We start from the raw sequence: 17,391 nt of genomic DNA, 5'->3' as shown, positions 1-17,391 counted from the left end.
TTCCGCGACAGGCTACGGGGAATATCGCCCGCGTGTACCGAACGACACCGCGGAGAACCGCCAGAAAAACCGGCGTGTTGATATAGTGGTTTTGAGAAGCAAGTACGAGACGGCTGAACCGATGTCGGTGAAACCGCCTTACAATGAACAGGTTCAATGAAAAGCAGGAGTCAGAAGACAGGAGTCAGTATGGAGAACAATTTGTACTGGATTATGACACCTGACTGCTGAATACTCGAAATGAGAGAAAGGAGCATATGCGAATGGCTAAGGGCGAAAAACAGATTGACAGCAAGGAAGACCAAATGGTGGTTTTTCAACTAACGGAGCAAACCTACGGGATTGACATCGATGCTGTTTTTGAAATAATCAGAATGGAGGCAATAACCAGAGTGCCGCGCACTCCTCATTTTGTAGAAGGCGTGATCAACCTGCGCGGTAAAATTATCCCGGTGATTGATCTTTGCAAGAGGTTTAACCTGCCGCTGGCGGAGAGAACCAGTTCCAGCAGAATTATCATTGTGGACGTGGGGGGCAACACCATCGGCATGATTGTTGACGGGGTGTCTGAAGTGCTTCGCGTGCCGCTTGACAGTATTGAACCGCCCCCGCCGATGATTCACGGGATCGATGCGGCCTATTTGAGAGGAATAGCCATCCTGGACGGCAGGCTGGTGATCCTGCTCAACCTGGATAAAGTACTGTATGAGCACGAACAGAGTGAGCTTCAGAGGTTCGGAGTAGAAACAGCATAGGGGTGGAAAATATGTTTTCAGACGAAGAAATCAGCGTTTTCCTGGACGAATTGGAAGAAAAAATTCAGGTGCTTAATGAAAATATATTGGTGCTGGAACGCGAAGGGGGAAGCCAGGAGGCGCTCCAGGAGATTTTCCGGGCCGCCCATACCATCAAAGGATCGTCAGCCGTGATGGGCTATGATAAGATGGCCTCCCTCACCCACGAGATAGAAAACCTTTTCGACCAAATGCGCAAAGGGCTTCTTCCCGTGTCCGGCCCGCTGGTGGACACGCTCTTTATGGCTTTGGACACTCTGCAAATACTGCGGGACGAGATAATCGGCAAAGACGTTTCCGTAGATATCGAACAGGTGGTAACCAGCCTGAAACAGTTCCAGGGAATTGGTTCCCCCCCCTCGCCCGGCGAGGCGCCGGAAAGCGGCAGGGGTCCGTCAAAACAGCCGGCCGGCGCTATTGACGATGGCATCGGGGAAGTTGAAGAAGATGTGATCAGGGAGGCCGAGCTTAAAGGTCTTCAGGCCTACTGGGTAACTGTTCAGCTTGATGCCGGCTGTCAGATGAAATCTGTCCGCGCCTTTCTGGTTTTTGAAACCCTCCAGCAGATGGGTGAAGTGATTAAAAGCCAGCCGCCCGCCGAGGATATTCAGGAAGGCAATTTTGAAACCGGTTTCCGGGTTATTTTGCTCACCGGTGAGGACCCGGACCGGGTCAGAAACCTGTTGATGACTGTTTCGGAAGTGGCGAAGACCGAGGTAAACCGCATAAAACTGGCAGCCGGCCAGGAAGTCCGCGAGCAGGCGGCTTCAGACGCGTCGGCGGAAAAAACGGAGCAGGCGGCGCGGGCCGATCATGAAGTAAAAACCGTGCAAACTGTCCGGGTGGATGTCCAGAAGCTGGACACCCTGATGAACCTGGTGGGAGAATTGGTGATAGACCGCACCGGATTGAACCGTTTCGCGGAAATTTTCGAAGGGCGCTTCGGCTCCGGTTCCGGGGACATGGTGGAAACGATGAACGAGATCTCCAGCCATCTGGGTCAGGTTGCCGGCGACCTGCAGGAACAGATCATGAAAGCCAGGATGCTGCCGGTGGCGCAAGTGTTCAATCGTTTCCCCAGAATGGTGCGCGACCTGGCCCAAAAGCTGAACAAGGAAGTAGATTTTATTGTTGAAGGTCATGAAACCGAGCTTGACCGCAATGTCATCGAAGTTATCGGCGACCCTCTCATTCACTTGATCAGGAATGCCCTCGACCACGGCGTAGAGGGACCGGAAGAGAGAGTCAGACTGGGCAAGCCAAGGAACGGAGTGCTGAAGCTTAAAGCTTCATATATGGAAAACCACATTATCATAACCATACAGGACGACGGGAAAGGGATGGACCCGGTCAAGCTCCGCGCCAAAGCTGTGGAAAAGGGTCTTATTAACGGTGAAGTGGCTCAGAGGATGTCTGATCAGGAGGCGCTGAACCTGATCTTTTTGCCTGGTTTCTCCACGGTCGCTAAAGTCAGCGACCTTTCCGGACGGGGTGTGGGTATGGATATAGTGCGCAGCCATATTGAGCAGATAAACGGGATTACCGATGTTTCCAGCGTGCCTGGAGTGGGAACCACCTTTACCATTAAGCTTCCTCTCACGCTGGCCATTATCCGGGCTTTGATGGTGGAGCTGGGCAACGAACAATTCGCTTTCCCGCTTACCAATGTTGTGGAGACAATCAGTGTCAAGGCGGAGGAAATCAAGAGAGTGAAACACAACGAGGTTATCCTGGTGCGGGGGCGCGTCCTGCCCTTGGTCAGGCTATCCGATATTTTTGAGCGGGAAACCTGCGCGGAAATGGACCGCCTGTTTGTCGTGGTCCTGGGGATCGGGGAGAAAAAAGTCGGAGTGATCGTGGACAAATTATTGGGAGAGCTTGAAATAGTGATCAAATCATTGGGCGATTACCTTGGTAAAGTGCCCTGTCTTTCCGGCGCCACCATCCTTGGTGACGGCCAGGTGGCCTTGATTGTGGATGTGCGGAGCCTGGTGAAGGAGATCGGCGTCGAGGAGGCAGTATATGCCGCCAGCTAAGGTTTTGGTTGTTGACGATTCCGCCCTGATGCGCCAGCTGATCAGTAAAATGCTGGGTAATTATAAGGACATTCGGGTGATTGGAACGGCTGTGAACGGCCAGGACGCGCTGGATAAGATTAAGGCGCTTGAACCTGATGTTGTTACTCTTGACGTAGAAATGCCGGTGCTCGACGGTCTTGCCGCGCTGCGCCGGATCATGCGTGAGTGCCCGCTGCCGGTGATTATGTGCAGCACGCTCACCTCATTGGGCACCCGGGCGACTATTGAGGCGCTCACCTTCGGGGCGCTGGATTTTGTTACCAAGCCGACCGGCCCTTCCAAACTTAATCCGATGGTCGAAGAACTGGCCGGCAAAATTAAGGTGGCTGTCGCCGTTCCGCTTTCCCGCTTTACCCGGCGGCCTTTAAATGTCGCGGGTCCATTAAAGCCAAAGCCGGCCGGTGTTGGCGGAACCGCTGCTGATTCCGGGCGCCGGGCGGACAGGCCCGCACCGGCGGCGGAGCGCGGGAAGCCGGTTCTTCCCGCGGGGCGCTTTGCCGGCCGTACGCGTATTGTGGTGATTGGCTGCTCCACCGGCGGCCCTGCCGCGCTGCAACAGGTGGTGCCTGTCCTGCCGCGCGATTTTCCCGTGCCGGTGGTTGTTGTGCAGCACATCCCGGCGGGATTTTCCAAGCCCCTGGCCGAGCACCTTGACCGGAAAAGCCACCTGGAAGTGCGCCACGCCGAAGACGGCGATTTAATTAAGGCCGGCCGCGTGCTGGTCGCTCCGGCCGGGTTCGACTTGACCTTTCGTGACAGGGGCGGCAGTGTCGCCGTGGTTCTGGACAAAGGCAGCGCACCGTTGCCTCCGGGGGGGTTCCGCCCGTCGGTGGACGGTGTGATGACTTCGGCGGCGCGTATGTTCGGCGATTCCACTGTGGGGGTGCTGATGACCGGCATGGGCCGGGACGGCGCCAGGGGGATGAAAGAGATCAAAAACTACAAAGGCCGCACTATTGCCGAAGCGGAAAGCAGTTGTGTGGTTTACGGCATGCCCCGGGCGGCGGTGGAGGCCGGAGCCGCCGACCGCGTCACCCCTCTCCCGCAGATTGCTCAAGAAATTATCAATATAATCTAAAGTATAATCTAAAGTTTTTGGGCCGGATGCCGATATTCTTTATAGGATTAAAGAGTAGCCGGAAAGAAGGTGAAACCGGTGATCATTAAAGGGACTAACGGATTTGACGTCGCCAAAGCGTATGCCGCCCAGCAAATAAAACAAGAAAAAACTAACATTCAAAAAAACAATGACGGCGGCAAGATAACGCGCGACGACATACTGGATATCTCACCGGAGGCTCGCCAGGCCCAGATTTACCGCGCGGAGCTTAAAGAGCTTCCCGATGTGCGGGAGGATTTGGTTTCTTCGATTAAGAAACGTATTCAGGAAGGTACCTATAAGCCTGACGTTGGCAAGATTGCCGACGGTATCCTGGAAGATAAGATAAGCATAGACATCAGGCGGTGATGACATTGGATAACCGGCCGATTGGTTCTCTGGACTCCCTGGTGGACTGCCTTACCCGCGAGGACGGCCTCATGGCCGGCCTCTATTCGGCGTGTGAGCAGCAAACGGCGGCCCTTAGAGAAAATGATGCGGAAGCTATTGAAGCAGCCGTCAAGCAGGTTAACAATCTAGTTGCCGATATGACCGCGGTGGAGGAAGAACGCCGCCGCATTCAGGCGGCGCTGGAGGCTGAATTGGGTCTTTCGCACGGCAGCAGGCTGGCTGATGTTCTCCCTCACGCGAGCGGGGGAACCAAGGATAAGCTGGAAACGCTTCTAAGGGAAATGAGCTCGAAGGCTGATCTGCTGCGTGAAGTCAATAAGATTAACGCGATTATGACCAGGCGGGCGCTTATGTTCAACAGGATAATATTAAGCGCCGTTAATCCGGAAGACGGACTTACCTACGGGGTAAACGGCGGTTACGATCAAGGAAGCAATAAAAAGCTGCTGGTAAATAAGACTATATAAATAAGTCAGGTATCAGAATGCAGGAGTCAGAATAAAAAAATGTTTATCGTCTTGAAATATTCTGACTCCTGACTGCGGAAAGGTGGTTTTTAAATGTCCGGACCAGGTACATTTTTCGGCCTTGAGATAGGCCGGCGCGGCTTGCAAGCCGAGCGCCAGGCCTTGGAAGTGGTTGGCCATAATCTGTCCAACGCCAGTACGGAAGGGTACAGCAGGCAGGAAGCCGTGCATGAGGCCACCGATCCGTACTGCAACCCGGTTTTAAACCAGAAGCTGCTTCCCGGCCAGATTGGCACCGGGGTGGAGATTACTTACATTCGCCGCTACCGGGATCTTTATATGGACAACCAGTGGCGTGATGTGGCCTGCTCGCAAGGTTACTGGGAAGGCCTGAACGAATCTTTGAAAAAGGTTGAGGCCGCTTTCCCCGAGCCGGACGAGGAATATGGCCTCCAGACTTTGATCGGCAAGTTTTTTAACGCCTGGGAAGACTTGAACAACACTCCCCAGGACATCGGACCTAAAGCCGCCGTGCGCGAAGCGGGCGCTGAGCTGGCCACTACCTTCCGGCAGACCTACATGCAGCTTTCCGATGTACGCAATAACATCGACAGTGTGATCGATGAAAAGGTCGCCCGAATCAACAGCCTTACCCAGCAGATTACGGAGGTCAGCACGGCCATAGCGCGGATAATCAAGCTGGGCGAGCAGCCCAATGATTTGCTGGATAAGAGGGATCTGCTACTGGACGAGCTAGGCAAAATCGGCCGGGTTACCGTGGAGAATTCTGCAGACGGGTATGTGTCGGTGTCCCTGTACGGCCAGGAGTTGGTTGCCTTCGACAACAGCAGGGTGGATATAACGCGCGCCGACGCCGAAGGCTGGGCGGCGACAAACCCGGAAACAGGCATGCTGGTCGGCTATTTTGACGCCCTTGATAAAGTGGACGAATACATGTCAATGATGGATGAGCTCGCCCTGGGCTTGACAAATGTTGTCAACGCGCTGCACGCGACCACGACGGCGAGCGGCACTTACCCGGATTTCTTCACCGCCACCGGCGCGGCCGACTTTAACTTGTCGGCGGATGTGCAGTCGGCGATTACCAATGTCAACGGCGATATGGCGCTTGATATCGGTGGTTTGCGCACGGATTTGACCATGCTTGGCAATACCGCTACATTTGAAGGTTACTACCGCGGCCTGACCACCATGATCGGCGCCGACACGCAAGGTTCGGCGGACCGGCTCGGGACGCAGAATGCGGTGATGACTCAGGTCGATAACCTGCGGGAGTCGTTGATTGGTGTTTCCACCGACGAGGAACTGACTAAAATGATCCAGTTTCAATACGCCTACCAGTCGTCGGCCAGGACAATTACGGTGATGGACGAACTGCTGGACACTCTGATTAACCGCACTGCGGTATAAGTTTTGTGAGAGGTGATCAAAAATGCGCGTCACCCAGCGGATGATTACAAACAGCATGCAATATGCGTTTCAGAAAAATCTGAGCGGGATATCCAAAACCCAGGAACAGATTTCACTGGGCACCAAGATTAACCGGCCGAGCGACGATCCGGCCGGTTACAGCCAGACCATGGCCCTGCAAAGCAACCTGAACTTGAACAAGCAGTACCAGCGCAACATCACCGACGGGCTGGGGTGGCTCACGCAGACCGACATGGGCTTGGGTAATGCCACAGATATCATAGAGACGGTGCGTACGAATACAGTTTATGGCGCGAATGGCGGTACCTTGACTCAGGATGACAGGATTGACCTCGCCAAGCTGGTTGATGCCATGACGGACGAGATGGTTGAGGTGGCGAATACTTCTCTGGGCGGCAAATATATTTTTGCCGGTTTGAAAAACACTGAGACACCTTTCCACCGGTCCGGCGATGACTTCACCTTCAGCGGCGACGACAGCTCTGTGCTGCGTGAAATTGCGCCGGACGGCAGGTACGAGGTAAACATCAACGGCAAAAGGTTTTTTTTCGACAAGCTGGTTGATGTGGCCAAAGGAGCCGGCTCAACGGTTGACACTGTCGATATCACCAGTGATGAGTACATGGTCAAGTCTTTCGGCGCTGTCACAGACGCTTTTGACAACTTGGTCGGGGGGCCCCTTAACGGCAAGCTGGTGCTGAATATCGACGGCAACGATTATCAGGTCACTTTTACCGGCGAGTCCACCGGCGCCGCGATGCTAACTGCAATAAACAGTGTGCTTGGAGTTAACGGCAGCGCGGCCTTGGACGCTGATAATAATTTGGTATTGAGCTCAAGCGGTACAAATCCGGGGACCTATATCAAGGTCAAGTCGATTGATGAGGACCTGGCAGGATTAAAGCTGCTGGCGGGGTTTAACGGCCTGCAGTTCGGCGAGTACAAGGTGAGCACGGTAGACGGGGTCAGCCCCGGCGATTCCACAGCAACGGTTACCGATTATTACTCTCAGGCTGAGAATACCATTGTCAGCAATGTCGGGGTGGTGGACGCCTCTAATGCTTTTAACAGTTCCATCTTGATGGAAGTGACCAATGTCAACTACACACATGACAACGCGGAGATCGTTTCTGCCAACCCCATTGACGTAACGACGAACCCTATACCTGACGGCAGCAATCTAGGATTAAAAATTGACGGCGTTGACTATCTGGTGACTTTTTCCGGCGTCGCCAGCAACGCCGATGTCGTCAGCCAGATCAACAGCGTGTTGGGGACGGCGGGAGAAGCTTACCTCGACGACAGCGATCATCTGGTGCTTCGCTCAAACACCACGGGGCAAGATTCGACTATAGAGGTCACCCAGATTGATCCCGCCGTGGCAACTGCGCTGGAGCTGAATTTGAATCAGAGCGGCGGTGTGGGTGTTACCGATATAACCGTGAAGTTTACCTATCATACCTATGATAAGGACGGCAACCGCTACGACGGCTGTGTAAGCCAGGTTTTTACCGATACCGATCCCAAGGACGGCAATCCGGATTCACCGACACATCTCATTATCGGTGACGGTTCCGGCACGCACGATATTGATTTGAACATAAACCTCACCAGGTTTGCCGAGGCGGGCGATAAAGCGGTTATTTCCGTGGCTGCGCAGGCGGTCGCCGGTGATGACTGTGTTGGGGTCAACTATGACGGGAAGGACAGAAAGTGGGTTTTTAATGATAGCGCGGCCGACGCAGGCGCCAGTCTGAAATTTTTCACCTTGGACGAGGGTAACGGGGAGTTCTATGACGGTAATATTGACCTTACATTTAACGGGTCCATAACCGATTCAACAGATGCCGCGACTTTTACCGCGGGGAACATCTTTGACTGCCTGGTTTATCTAAGAAAGAAGCTCGAAAACGACCAGACGGAAAAAATCAGTCAGTGCCTGGATTTTCTTGATGAAAAAAGCGGCTGGCTGGTGCAGGAGCAGGTAAGAATCGGCGCCAGAACCAACCACCTGGAATCGGTTGACGAACAATACAGCAACCTTGAGGTAAATATTAACGATATGATGGACGGCTACTACAGCACCGATATTGCCAAGGCGACGGTGGAACTAAACGAGAAGAAACTGACATACGAGGCCTCGCTGGCGGCCGGCGCCGCGATCATGCAGACCAGTTTGCTTGATTACTTGAGTTGAATAATGTAGTAAGCTTCTAAATGGGAAGTGGTAGCAATGAAGATTGGCGCGGGCGGCCTTCAATCGCTGATAGTCTATGACGCAATGCCGCAGCGCAACCCCGCCGAGTCACAGGCCAAAGTCAATCAGACTATGAACATGGAAATGGGGCTGGCTGGGGCGGCCGTTAACCGCAAGGAATTAATCAGGGCGCTGGAAAAGCTGAAAGACTCCTCCAAAATGTATAATCTGACTTATGAATTCTTGTTAGTGGAAGACGGCGAAGAGATTTACGTCGCGGTGGTTGACAAGAAAAGCGGCGAGATAAAGCGCAAGCTGTCTCCGGATAAATTCTTGGCGGATTATGAACGAACAGGCGGTTTTTCCGGTGTGATGCTGGATAGTCAAAGGTAAGGCAATTATTGCCTTACCTTGATTTGTCCACAATCATGCTCTTGCGGGCCATTATATTGGTGTTGTATGTAAACAAGCCTTTTTTGCGGCGTGCCAAGTCGGCTATCTGGTTTTTTAAAACATTTGCTTCTTTGGAAATTGCTTCATATGTTTCCCGGTCAAGATCCTGGATATGTTCCAGGATTGTTTTCATTTTGGAAACTAATTCATTGTCATAACCTTGCGTAGATATATTTTTATCTATAACATCAACCTGATTCATACAACGCTGGCGTTTGTCCAGCAACCGGTCAAAGTCGGCTGCTTTTTCCGGTTCGGCAAGACTGCCCGCCAACGCTGCTTGTTCCTCCGCTATTGAGGCGATCTGCACCAGCAAGGCCAGCTTTTCATCAATCGCTTTTCTTATGTCGGCAGGCAATTGTCCGCTCACACCTTTCCTCAAACTTCCTCAAACAAGCTTATCCGCGTTATCCGCGTGTTCGGCCTCTCCGGCCACTATTTGCCTGGCTTCATGCCAGGTGTCGCGCAGGTTCTCAGCCAGTCCGAGCACCTCTTTCAATATTTCGGTATCTTTAGCCACATTGGCGTCCACAAGACGGCGGTAGGAGTAGTCGTAAAGGTGGGCCAGGTTAAACGCGACGTCTGCTTTCTCGTTCAGGGTTTCGGCCAGGTATTCAAATATTTCCTGCGCGCGTATAATAGCGTTGTGCGCTTCCTGTTTGTTGTCATCCTCAACGTGGCTGATAGCCTGCCGGATGAACTTCACAACCCCGTTGTAAAGCATCTCCGCCAGCTGCGGCTGGTTGGCCGTGATAACGGCGTTCTTGCGGTACTTGTTGTAAGGATTATCTGAATTCATTATATGTCCCTCCGTCTGTTCTGTCCAGGTGGTCCTTTCACCGTGATTTGAATCAATATCGTTCTAGCTGGAGCTGCTGGAGCTACTACTGCTGCTACTTCCTGTGAGTGCTCCGAGGTAAGCGCTGATAGTCTGGCTCTGATACTGCAGTTCTTGAAGTCTGGTTTCCATATCGGAAAACTGCTTCCATAGCCGCTCTTCTTTTGCCACAATGCGGTCGGTCAGGGCATTCATCTGATCTGCTATGTCATCAATCTGGTTGCTTAGCAGTTGGTCTTTTTTTGAGAGAATGCCACCGGATGAAACATAAGATGCGTAAAAGTTATCCAGAGTAATCGCCAGACCGGTAATGCCGTTGGCCCCTGCCCCGTATTGTCCCACCGCCAGGTTCAGTCCGGCCAGCCCGGCGTCAACCCTGGTTATCTGGACGCTCGAACTCGTGCCTGTTTTTAGGGAGCGTATCACAAGACAGTTATTGGAGTCGAGATAAGCTTGCGCAACCTCGCCAATAGTGTTGTTGATCTTGCTGACCACGTCGCTGCGGTTATACGCGCCGGTGAAAGCAATCGAGTAGTCGGCACCGTCTATTTTCAAGCTCAGTGTACCGCTGGTGGTTACCGGCGTATCCGCCAGAGCGGCAAATGAGGTTATTGAACCCTGCGTCTCTGCGACCTGAGCGGTGAAAAACGCTGCGACATCCTTGCCGCGGCCTGAATCGCCCTGCACGAAGCCCAGCTTGGCCAGGTCGCCGGAGTGGTCCTCCAGGATCTGTTTAATTCTGATTACTGAATTCACGCCGGTGGAGCGGTCTGTAATCACCAGACGGTTGCTGGAATTGAGCGACGCCTTGGCCACGGAACCGATCACGGCGTTGATGCCGTCAACCACCTCCTGGCTGGTTTTCGGCCCGCTGAACTGTATACTGTAGTCTTTGCCGTCGATTTCAATAATCAGCCTGCCTGACTGGCCGGACTGGATGGCATTGTCCGCGCTGGATACTGTTGTCTGCTCCGTCAGCCCCAGGTCTGCAAAAGCCGTGCCGCCGCCAGTGTCGGTCAAAACCACTTGACCCGGCGTACCCATTGAGTTGCTTGTTATCAGCAGCTTGTTGTCCACAATTGACGCGGTTACTCCCGCGCCTGCCGCGTTGATATTGTTCATGATGTCGGTCAGGCTGTCGGTGGCCGACACTGTTATCGAAGCGGTAGCCACGCTGTCCGCCGATTTGACTGTGAAACTGCCGGTCAGGTTCAAATCGGTGGAGGCGGTAGCCGAAGTGTTCCCGGTAATGGCGGCGGCTGTCTTTGAGATGAAGCTGTTGTATTTCACCGGTATCCCGTCGCGGGCGGTTACTGAGGCGGAACCCGGGCCTTCAGCCAGGGCCTGCTGCAGTTTTGACTCGTCTATGACCAGGGTGGCCTGCTGTCTTTCCCCCTCTCCCGAATAGTAGCTGGTCGTGACACCGATGGCGCTTAACGCGTTCAAGGTGGTACTCAAGCCCGCCACGCTCTTGCTGACCATCATGCGAATTTGCGACTCCAGGTTGATGATCGTCGAGTCTCCCTGCAGCACGCCTCGTTCACGAGTGGAATCGTACGGTGAAAGATCGTCTTCATCCCTTTCGCTCAAAGCGCTCTGCGATGCGACAGAGGTTTTTTCGTCAATAAATTCCATCAACGAATTGTATTGCTCGACGAAAGCTTTTATTGCGTCATATCCTTTTGTTGTGTCGGTGGCTATGGTCAGCGAAACGTTTGTGGTGCTTTCGCCCACAAGGTTCAAGGTAACGCCGCTGATCACGTCGCTGATGCTGTTGGTGCTCCTTGTTATGGTCATTCCTTCATACACGATTTCAGCGTCCTGCGCCGCTGTCGTCTCCGTTAAGCCAAGGTCGGTGAAAGCCGTGCCGCCGCCGGTGTCGGTTAAGGTAATTTGACCTTTTGAACCCATGGTGTCGCTTTTTATCACAAGCTTACCGTCAATTAAGGAAGCCGTGACACCGGCGTTTGCCTTGTTTATCTTTTCAAGAATGGAGTTAAGCGTGTCGGTCGCCGTTATTGTAATTGAACCGGTATTGGTGCTGTCCGCCGACTTGAACGTAAAGCTGCCGGTCAAGCCGAGCGCGGTGGATGCCGTCGCGCTGGAATCGCCGGTTATTGTCGCCGCGCTGCTGAAGACGTAACGGTGATAGCTGGCCAGCTTGTTTACCTTAATCTGGTATGAGCCGGCGGCCGCCGAAGTGCTTGCAGATGCGGTCAAAACTTTATCGTCGCTTGAAGTGGCCGTCTTGCTGTTGAACGTCGAGCTCATTTTAAGCTGGGTAACCGTGCTGCGCAGGTTGGTCAGCCGCATGTTGACATCCTGCCAGGCTAACTGGACTTCCTCCAGGCGGTCCATTTTATCCTGCATTAAATCCAGCGGTTTTTTATCGTTCTCAGTCAACGCTGTTATCAGCGATTCCGTGTCAAAGCCGGATACTATGCCTCCAATTTGGATGCCCATACTTTCCTTCACCTCACTATTTTTTAAACGTACTTGTCGATAATCAAGCCGGCCATTTCTTCCATCTTGCCGAGCATGTCCAGTATTTTTTCAGTGGGTATCTCTTTCACTACCTCGCCCGTATCCGGGTTGACTACCTTGCAAAATATACGTCCGGTTTCTTCGTGAACACGGAACTGCAGCTTGAAGTTGAAAAGCTCCGTCATCATGTTCAGCTTTTCTATGGCTTTTTCCAGGTTTTTTTCATTGATTTCACTGATTTCTTCGCGCTGGCTTTCCTCTGTAACGTATTTGCTTATATCTTGAGCTTTTACCGGCGTGACCGCTTCCCGAATATTCTGAGTTTTGTTGCTGCCGGCGGCATTGGCCGAATCGTCCGTTTTGACAATGGGTATTGTCGGTACAATATTGCTTGGGATGATTTCCATTTTTTTAACCTCCAGTTTGATAAGTCAAACTTGTTAAACAACTGATAATATGTATAGTATATATCATTTTATGTACTTTTTTGATTGTTTAAGCAAAATATGTTAAGGACGACCGGCCAAAGCCGGCCGTCCTTTTGATAAGGAAGCTGGATAACATAGAGTATGGTTTCAGCTAATCGACTGATTATTAGCCGCCAAGCAGCGAAAGGACGTTTTGCGGCAGCGCGTTCGCCTGGGCCAGCATCGCCGTGCCGGCCTGGGTGAGGATCTGCAGCTTGGTCAGGTTCATCATTTCCTGAGCCATGTCTACGTCGCGGATGCGGGACTCTGCCGACTGCAGGTTTTCAGCCGCGACACCCAGGTTATTGATGGTGTGCTCAAGGCGGTTCTGCAGGGCGCCCATCTTGGCCCGCTCGCTGGAAACCCTGTTGATGGCCGAGTCAAGCTTGGCGACGGAGTTGGTGGCCGAGTTGCGGTCGGTTACCAGGACATTGTCCACTCCCAGGGCGCTGGCGCTCATGTTGCCGATAGAGGCGCTGACATCCTGGTTCGGGTTGGCGCCGATCTGGAAGACCATGGTGTTGTCCGCCAGGTGAACTGTTGTTGTGTGATACTTGGTAGTGTCACTTTCAGCAACCATTTGGAAGAAGCCGGTGGCTGAATTGGTGGCTGTTATTGTCCTGATGCTGGCGTTGGAATCAAACATCACGTCCACGTTCTCGTGGATCACTCCCACCAGCAGGTTGCCCGCGATGGTGGCGTTCGGGTTGATATCGTACGGGTCGGTGCTGTGCGCGTCCTTGTACCAGACGTTGAACGTGTTTTCCTTGGAAGACTGGATGCTGGCCAGGCTGAGCGCGTTAATCAGGTTGTCATTGCCTGCCGAGAAACGGATCTCGCCGCTCTTGCCGGCGATGGCGCTCTGGATTACGAAGGTGCCATCCACAGAGTAACCTGTCTTATTGGCAAACTCAGCTGCGTCTTCTTTATTGTATACAAACTGGACAAAATTCCGCTGCAGGCTTTCATCTACATATTTACCTTGCTCCAGGCCGTCCCGTATGGCGTTGTTCAGTTTCTGCTGGACGGTGAAGATGGTGTCGTTGCTGTCCAGGGTGATGCTGGCTTTTTTGCCGTCGCCCTGGATCATGGTGAGTGTTTGCGGGTCGGTCAACATGAAGTTGCCGCTGGCGTCCCAGAACTTGTCTATGTCGTACAGTTTGGTGTCCAGTGAGGCCGCGCGCCCGAAGGCAGGTGTAACATCAAATGTGGTTGTGTTTTGTGTTTCAGCGTAATCGTAGTCAAAACCGACAGTGAACGTGCCGTTGAAGGCGGTGCCGTCGGCCGTATTCAGGGAGTACAGGTTGAAAGTGCGCTGGGTCTTATCTAAATAACCGTTAATGTAGCTTTGACTGACCAATTGTGTAGTAGCTGAACTGAATGTATAGTTGTGGGTTGAATCTGCTGTGTTTTGTGCCAGCACGTTGATTACAGCCTTGTCGCCGACCCGAAGCGTACTAGTTGTTCCAGCTGTAAAATTAAAAGTAAGTGTTGTACCAATACTTGTTCCTGTATTAAGAGCTACAGTTTCAGTAGATGATGTAATGTTCACTGTTTGAGTTGTCTGGTTAAAAGTATAAGTTCCATCCAGGTCGTACTTGTGGGTGGAAATACGGTAGGTAACGGCGCCGGAAGCTGTTACATTAGTAATTTCAATTAGTACGCTTTCGTTTGCCGAAACAGTACCAGTTGCATTTACAGAAGCTGCAGTTGTACCGGAACCGAATATGGTACCTGCGCCGCCTGACCTGAATGACTGGGTTAGAGTGGCTTCCGCAGTCGTGGCACCTGTTCCTCCGACAGTCGTTGTTAAGGTGTAGCTGCCTGAAACGTAATTGTAAGCGCCTACCATTGTTAAATTAGCCGATGACGCCAGATTCAGGTTTTCAATGCCATTGTATGTGTGCTTGACTTTAAAGATATCGGTTTTTTGAACCTCGGTCTGCCCCAGTTCTTTAACACCGATTTTTAATTCATAGTTGCCGCTGTTGGTCTTCTTCTGGCCGAACTGGTCGATGGTGCGCAGTCCGTCGCGTACAAAAATCTTGGTGGACAGCTTGTCGCTGGAAGTGAGGGCCGCGGCTGTCCCGTCCAGCAGTTTCTTGGTGTTGAACTCGGTGGTGTTGGCGATCCGGTCCAATTCCGAGGTCAGTTGGTCGATCTCTTTTTGGATCTCGCCCCGGTCGGTGGAGGTGAGGGTGTCGTTTGCGGCCTGGACGGACAGCTCGCGCATCCTCTGCAGGATCGAGTGCGTCTCGTTCAGGGCGCCCTCAGCGGTCTGGATTAACGAGATGCCGTCCTGGGCGTTGCGCGTCGCCTGGTTGAGGCCCTTGATCTGGGCGCGCATTTTTTCCGAAATGGCCAAACCTGCGGCATCGTCGGCTGCCCGGTTAATACGCAGTCCGGAAGAGAGCTTTTCCAGCGATTTGGACATGGACGAATTACTCATGCTTAAGTTGCGCCACGCGTTCAATGCTGGAATGTTGTGATAAATAATCACCTTGTTATCACTCCTTTACAAATATTTTTTATTATATTGCGGCAATAAAATGCTGCCTGTATATTTAATCGGCAGCATCGGCGAATACTTTATAGATATTGTAAGGTATGATAAATTTTTTAATCAAGTTCGCCGGGAAAATCGAAGTAAAGCAGTTCCCTGTATTTGTAAAGGGTCTTACGGCAGGTGTCGGCTAGGCGGCCGACAGTGGTGAACCACTCAATATGCCGCAAAGCGGTTTCCGCCAGTGCCGAGGATTCATTATCATGTGATTCGGGAACGGCTTGTATTTCCATCTCAAATTTAATATTAAAGGATTGAATTACATGCATGAAAAACAACTGGAAGGTGTTGTGATCCAACTCGCAATTACGCCTTTGTTCATAAATTTTAACCATACACTCTTTGACCTGACCGGCAGAATTCCGGTTGACGCCTGCTTGATTCAGAAGGGGTTCCATTTCTTTGATCATTTTCAAAGATTTCTTGCAGATACTATCTATTTTCTCCAGTTCCGCCATGGTATGATCTATTTTTGCAAACACTTTTCTTAATGTTTCTTTATTCTCCGATTCATCCGGTATGGTCAGGTGACGGTGGATTATCTCAAGAGGATCGAACTCAGCACTAAGGTGACGTTCAATTGCCTCCGCCAAGGTCATCACCTGTGTTCCTTGAATAAACGCGCCGCCTTCGGTTGAGTTGATACATGTGCCTGCGTATTCCGCCACGTCCACTTCGTAGCCTTTTAAAAAACTGTAAAGAACGGTACTTGTTTGGATTGGGCAACCATCGTTGCCGGGAACCTCCATTACGCTTTGGTAAAAAAAGTCCTGTTTTTCACCCAACATATGGCCATTGGCGTGCGTTGCCCCGGCTCTATCGAAGGCCAGGTCCTGACCCACCAGGATGATTGGATTACAGCCCAGCGCGGCAGCAATTTTAAAAGCCATGTTGCCGGCCGATCCCTTAATATTCAGCATGCCACGGTCGACGTCCAGCCACTTGAAGTGGTCAAAGGCCCGGTAGACAATTACTTTCGGGCCGCAATACAGGTCGTATACTTCCCGCCGGACGACCGGGCAGGCAGCCAGGTAGATATCGTCCAGTTCGCCCGGCCTAAAATCCTTGAAAAAGCCCGCTACCGCGATTACCCGTTCAAGCGCCGTGACCAGGTGCGGCCTGACGCCCATTTCCAGAAGGATCTTCAGGGAGGCGTCGACAGATACTATTAAGGCCCGTTTCTCAAGGCCTTTTAAAAGGTGCTTGTTCTTATTTAAAGACGGACCGGTGGCCACCACGACGGCAGGTTTGTCTCTGAATGCTTCAAAGAGTTGGTTTATGCCTGGGTTGCGGATGATTACCGACAGGTTGGCCAGCATGTTTTCGACGCCGATCAGGGAATCTTCCGGGCAGTTGCCGAAATCCGTTACAGTGAGCAAAGAAGCGTCGCGGATTACTCTCAGCGCGTTAAGGTAGTAGCCTTTTCCCAGGCGCATTGAGGAGGGATGGTATAGCGGCTTGAGGGCGCGCAGGTAAATGAACCAGCCACTTCCTTTCAATTTGTTTCTCAGCGGTACGTAAAGTTCATTCTCACTAGCTCCGATCAAGAAAAAAATCATGGGATGCGCGATAAGCCTAGCTAAATCCGTGTAGCAACAAGCCAGCTTAAATAATTCAAGATCTTTTTCGATTACTATTATTGCTTTTGTGCTTACTGTTTCCGCAATGTCCATGGCAAAATGTACGAGTTCGTAACCCAACCCGACACCGAGAAAAACGGACAGTCTGGCGTTTTTCAAATGCAGGGCTTCTATTTGCTGCTCGGAGTCTCGAAGGGGATCGGTGTTATCATAGTAAAGCAAGTCTTTTTCCACACAGTAAAGGTTCGGAGTGCCGTCCGGCCTGAGGGACTGCATTACCCGGTAGCGGGAAGTGAATTGGCATTGTTCCACCCGGCGGGCCAGTTCGGGATAATGTGTTTTTAGCGCCGCCAGGTTGTCACGGTAGAACCTGGTTGTAGTATGAAACCTGTCACTGAAAAGGGGCGGCGCTTGTTTTAGGGGCAGGGCGGCGGCTTGCCGCGGAAAGCCTGCAGCGCTTCTTTTTTTTGCCTTTTTGTTGGCCATTTTAACACCGTCTTTTCTTTTG

At 52.1% G+C, this 17,391-nt stretch carries 15 protein-coding genes and 1 pseudogene; 9 read left to right on the top strand and 7 right to left on the bottom strand.

The window, feature by feature from the left end; genetic code table 11:
- The 9 genes from A4E54_RS06955 to A4E54_RS06915 form a co-directional block, all read left to right on the top strand.
- On the top strand, nt 1-160 hold a 160-nt coding region (locus A4E54_RS06955; RefSeq protein ID WP_502687927.1), incomplete at its 5' end, for an OmpA/MotB family protein.
- A 103-nt stretch (nt 161-263) separates the two neighbouring features.
- Complete coding sequence (locus A4E54_RS06950) at nt 264-755, top strand: chemotaxis protein CheW (protein ID WP_240083244.1); 492 nt, start codon at nt 264-266, stop codon at nt 753-755.
- 11 nt (nt 756-766) lie between these two features.
- On the top strand, nt 767-2,830 hold the full coding sequence (locus tag A4E54_RS06945; protein WP_286725208.1) for a chemotaxis protein CheA: 2,064 nt from the start codon (nt 767-769) through the stop codon (nt 2,828-2,830).
- Nucleotides 2,817-3,950, top strand: coding sequence for a protein-glutamate methylesterase/protein-glutamine glutaminase (locus tag A4E54_RS06940; protein WP_240083242.1), 1,134 nt, complete (start codon nt 2,817-2,819; stop codon nt 3,948-3,950). Before A4E54_RS06945 ends, A4E54_RS06940 begins: the two co-directional genes overlap by 14 nt.
- A gap of 78 nt (nt 3,951-4,028) precedes the next feature.
- Complete coding sequence (gene flgM, locus A4E54_RS06935; protein ID WP_286725207.1) at nt 4,029-4,340, top strand: flagellar biosynthesis anti-sigma factor FlgM; 312 nt, start codon at nt 4,029-4,031, stop codon at nt 4,338-4,340.
- A gap of 5 nt (nt 4,341-4,345) precedes the next feature.
- Nucleotides 4,346-4,849: a flagellar protein FlgN gene (locus tag A4E54_RS06930; protein ID WP_240083240.1), complete on the top strand. Its 504-nt coding sequence runs from the start codon at nt 4,346-4,348 to the stop codon at nt 4,847-4,849.
- Between the two features lie 93 nt (nt 4,850-4,942).
- Nucleotides 4,943-6,280 (top strand): flagellar hook-associated protein FlgK, encoded by a 1,338-nt coding sequence (gene flgK, locus A4E54_RS06925; RefSeq protein ID WP_240083239.1) that lies wholly within the window; start codon nt 4,943-4,945, stop codon nt 6,278-6,280.
- Nucleotides 6,281-6,302: 22 nt separating this feature from the next.
- The gene (gene flgL, locus A4E54_RS06920) at nt 6,303-8,498 is read left to right on the top strand and encodes a flagellar hook-associated protein FlgL (RefSeq protein ID WP_240083238.1); all 2,196 of its coding nucleotides are present in this window, start codon (nt 6,303-6,305) and stop codon (nt 8,496-8,498) included.
- Between the two features lie 36 nt (nt 8,499-8,534).
- Nucleotides 8,535-8,891 (top strand): flagellar protein FlaG, encoded by a 357-nt coding sequence (locus A4E54_RS06915; RefSeq protein ID WP_240083237.1) that lies wholly within the window; start codon nt 8,535-8,537, stop codon nt 8,889-8,891.
- 13 nt (nt 8,892-8,904) lie between these two features.
- Here A4E54_RS06915 and A4E54_RS06910 read toward each other — a convergent pair whose 3' ends face one another.
- The 7 genes and pseudogenes from A4E54_RS06910 to A4E54_RS06880 all read right to left on the bottom strand — a co-directional run bounded on the left by A4E54_RS06910 (nt 8,905) and on the right by A4E54_RS06880 (nt 17,369).
- Nucleotides 8,905-9,321, bottom strand: a complete 417-nt coding sequence (locus A4E54_RS06910) for a hypothetical protein (RefSeq protein ID WP_240083236.1) — start codon at nt 9,319-9,321, stop codon at nt 8,905-8,907.
- 18 nt (nt 9,322-9,339) lie between these two features.
- The gene (gene fliS, locus A4E54_RS06905; RefSeq protein WP_240083235.1) at nt 9,340-9,750 is read right to left on the bottom strand and encodes a flagellar export chaperone FliS; all 411 of its coding nucleotides are present in this window, start codon (nt 9,748-9,750) and stop codon (nt 9,340-9,342) included.
- Between the two features lie 63 nt (nt 9,751-9,813).
- Nucleotides 9,814-12,252 carry a flagellar filament capping protein FliD gene (fliD, locus tag A4E54_RS06900; RefSeq protein WP_286725204.1) on the bottom strand — a complete coding sequence of 813 codons (2,439 nt, stop codon included), beginning with the start codon at nt 12,250-12,252 and terminating at the stop codon, nt 9,814-9,816.
- A gap of 23 nt (nt 12,253-12,275) precedes the next feature.
- Nucleotides 12,276-12,680 carry a flagellar protein FlaG gene (locus A4E54_RS06895; RefSeq protein WP_240083233.1) on the bottom strand — a complete coding sequence of 135 codons (405 nt, stop codon included), beginning with the start codon at nt 12,678-12,680 and terminating at the stop codon, nt 12,276-12,278.
- A gap of 187 nt (nt 12,681-12,867) precedes the next feature.
- Complete coding sequence (locus A4E54_RS06890) at nt 12,868-13,200, bottom strand: flagellin (protein ID WP_286725218.1); 333 nt, start codon at nt 13,198-13,200, stop codon at nt 12,868-12,870.
- Between the two features lie 1,605 nt (nt 13,201-14,805).
- Nucleotides 14,806-15,240, bottom strand: a pseudogene (locus A4E54_RS06885) (flagellin N-terminal helical domain-containing protein); the annotation flags it as partial.
- Between the two features lie 119 nt (nt 15,241-15,359).
- A complete protein-coding gene (locus tag A4E54_RS06880) occupies nt 15,360-17,369 on the bottom strand; it encodes a motility associated factor glycosyltransferase family protein (RefSeq protein ID WP_240083232.1) in 2,010 nt (669 codons plus the stop codon).
- Nucleotides 17,370-17,391 lie beyond the last annotated feature (22 nt).

The sequence above is a fragment of the Pelotomaculum sp. PtaB.Bin117 genome, from assembly GCF_002067195.1.
GTDB classification, from domain to species: Bacteria; Bacillota; Desulfotomaculia; order Desulfotomaculales; family Pelotomaculaceae; genus Pelotomaculum_D; species Pelotomaculum_D terephthalicicum.
This window is presented reverse-complemented; position numbering and strand designations above follow the sequence as displayed.

Coding starts and splice junctions, on each gene's coding strand:
- fliS (WP_240083235.1), bottom strand. CDS start 9,750: ATGAATTCAGATAATCCTTACAACAAGTACCGCAAGAACGCCGTTATC.
- flgK (WP_240083239.1), top strand. CDS start 4,943: ATGTCCGGACCAGGTACATTTTTCGGCCTTGAGATAGGCCGGCGCGGC.
- A4E54_RS06950 (WP_240083244.1), top strand. CDS start 264: ATGGCTAAGGGCGAAAAACAGATTGACAGCAAGGAAGACCAAATGGTG.
- A4E54_RS06895 (WP_240083233.1), bottom strand. CDS start 12,680: ATGGAAATCATCCCAAGCAATATTGTACCGACAATACCCATTGTCAAA.
- A4E54_RS06915 (WP_240083237.1), top strand. CDS start 8,535: ATGAAGATTGGCGCGGGCGGCCTTCAATCGCTGATAGTCTATGACGCA.
- A4E54_RS06890 (WP_286725218.1), bottom strand. CDS start 13,200: ATGAGCGCCAGCGCCCTGGGAGTGGACAATGTCCTGGTAACCGACCGC.
- A4E54_RS06880 (WP_240083232.1), bottom strand. CDS start 17,369: ATGGCCAACAAAAAGGCAAAAAAAAGAAGCGCTGCAGGCTTTCCGCGG.
- fliD (WP_286725204.1), bottom strand. CDS start 12,252: ATGGGCATCCAAATTGGAGGCATAGTATCCGGCTTTGACACGGAATCG.
- flgL (WP_240083238.1), top strand. CDS start 6,303: ATGCGCGTCACCCAGCGGATGATTACAAACAGCATGCAATATGCGTTT.
- A4E54_RS06940 (WP_240083242.1), top strand. CDS start 2,817: ATGCCGCCAGCTAAGGTTTTGGTTGTTGACGATTCCGCCCTGATGCGC.
- A4E54_RS06945 (WP_286725208.1), top strand. CDS start 767: ATGTTTTCAGACGAAGAAATCAGCGTTTTCCTGGACGAATTGGAAGAA.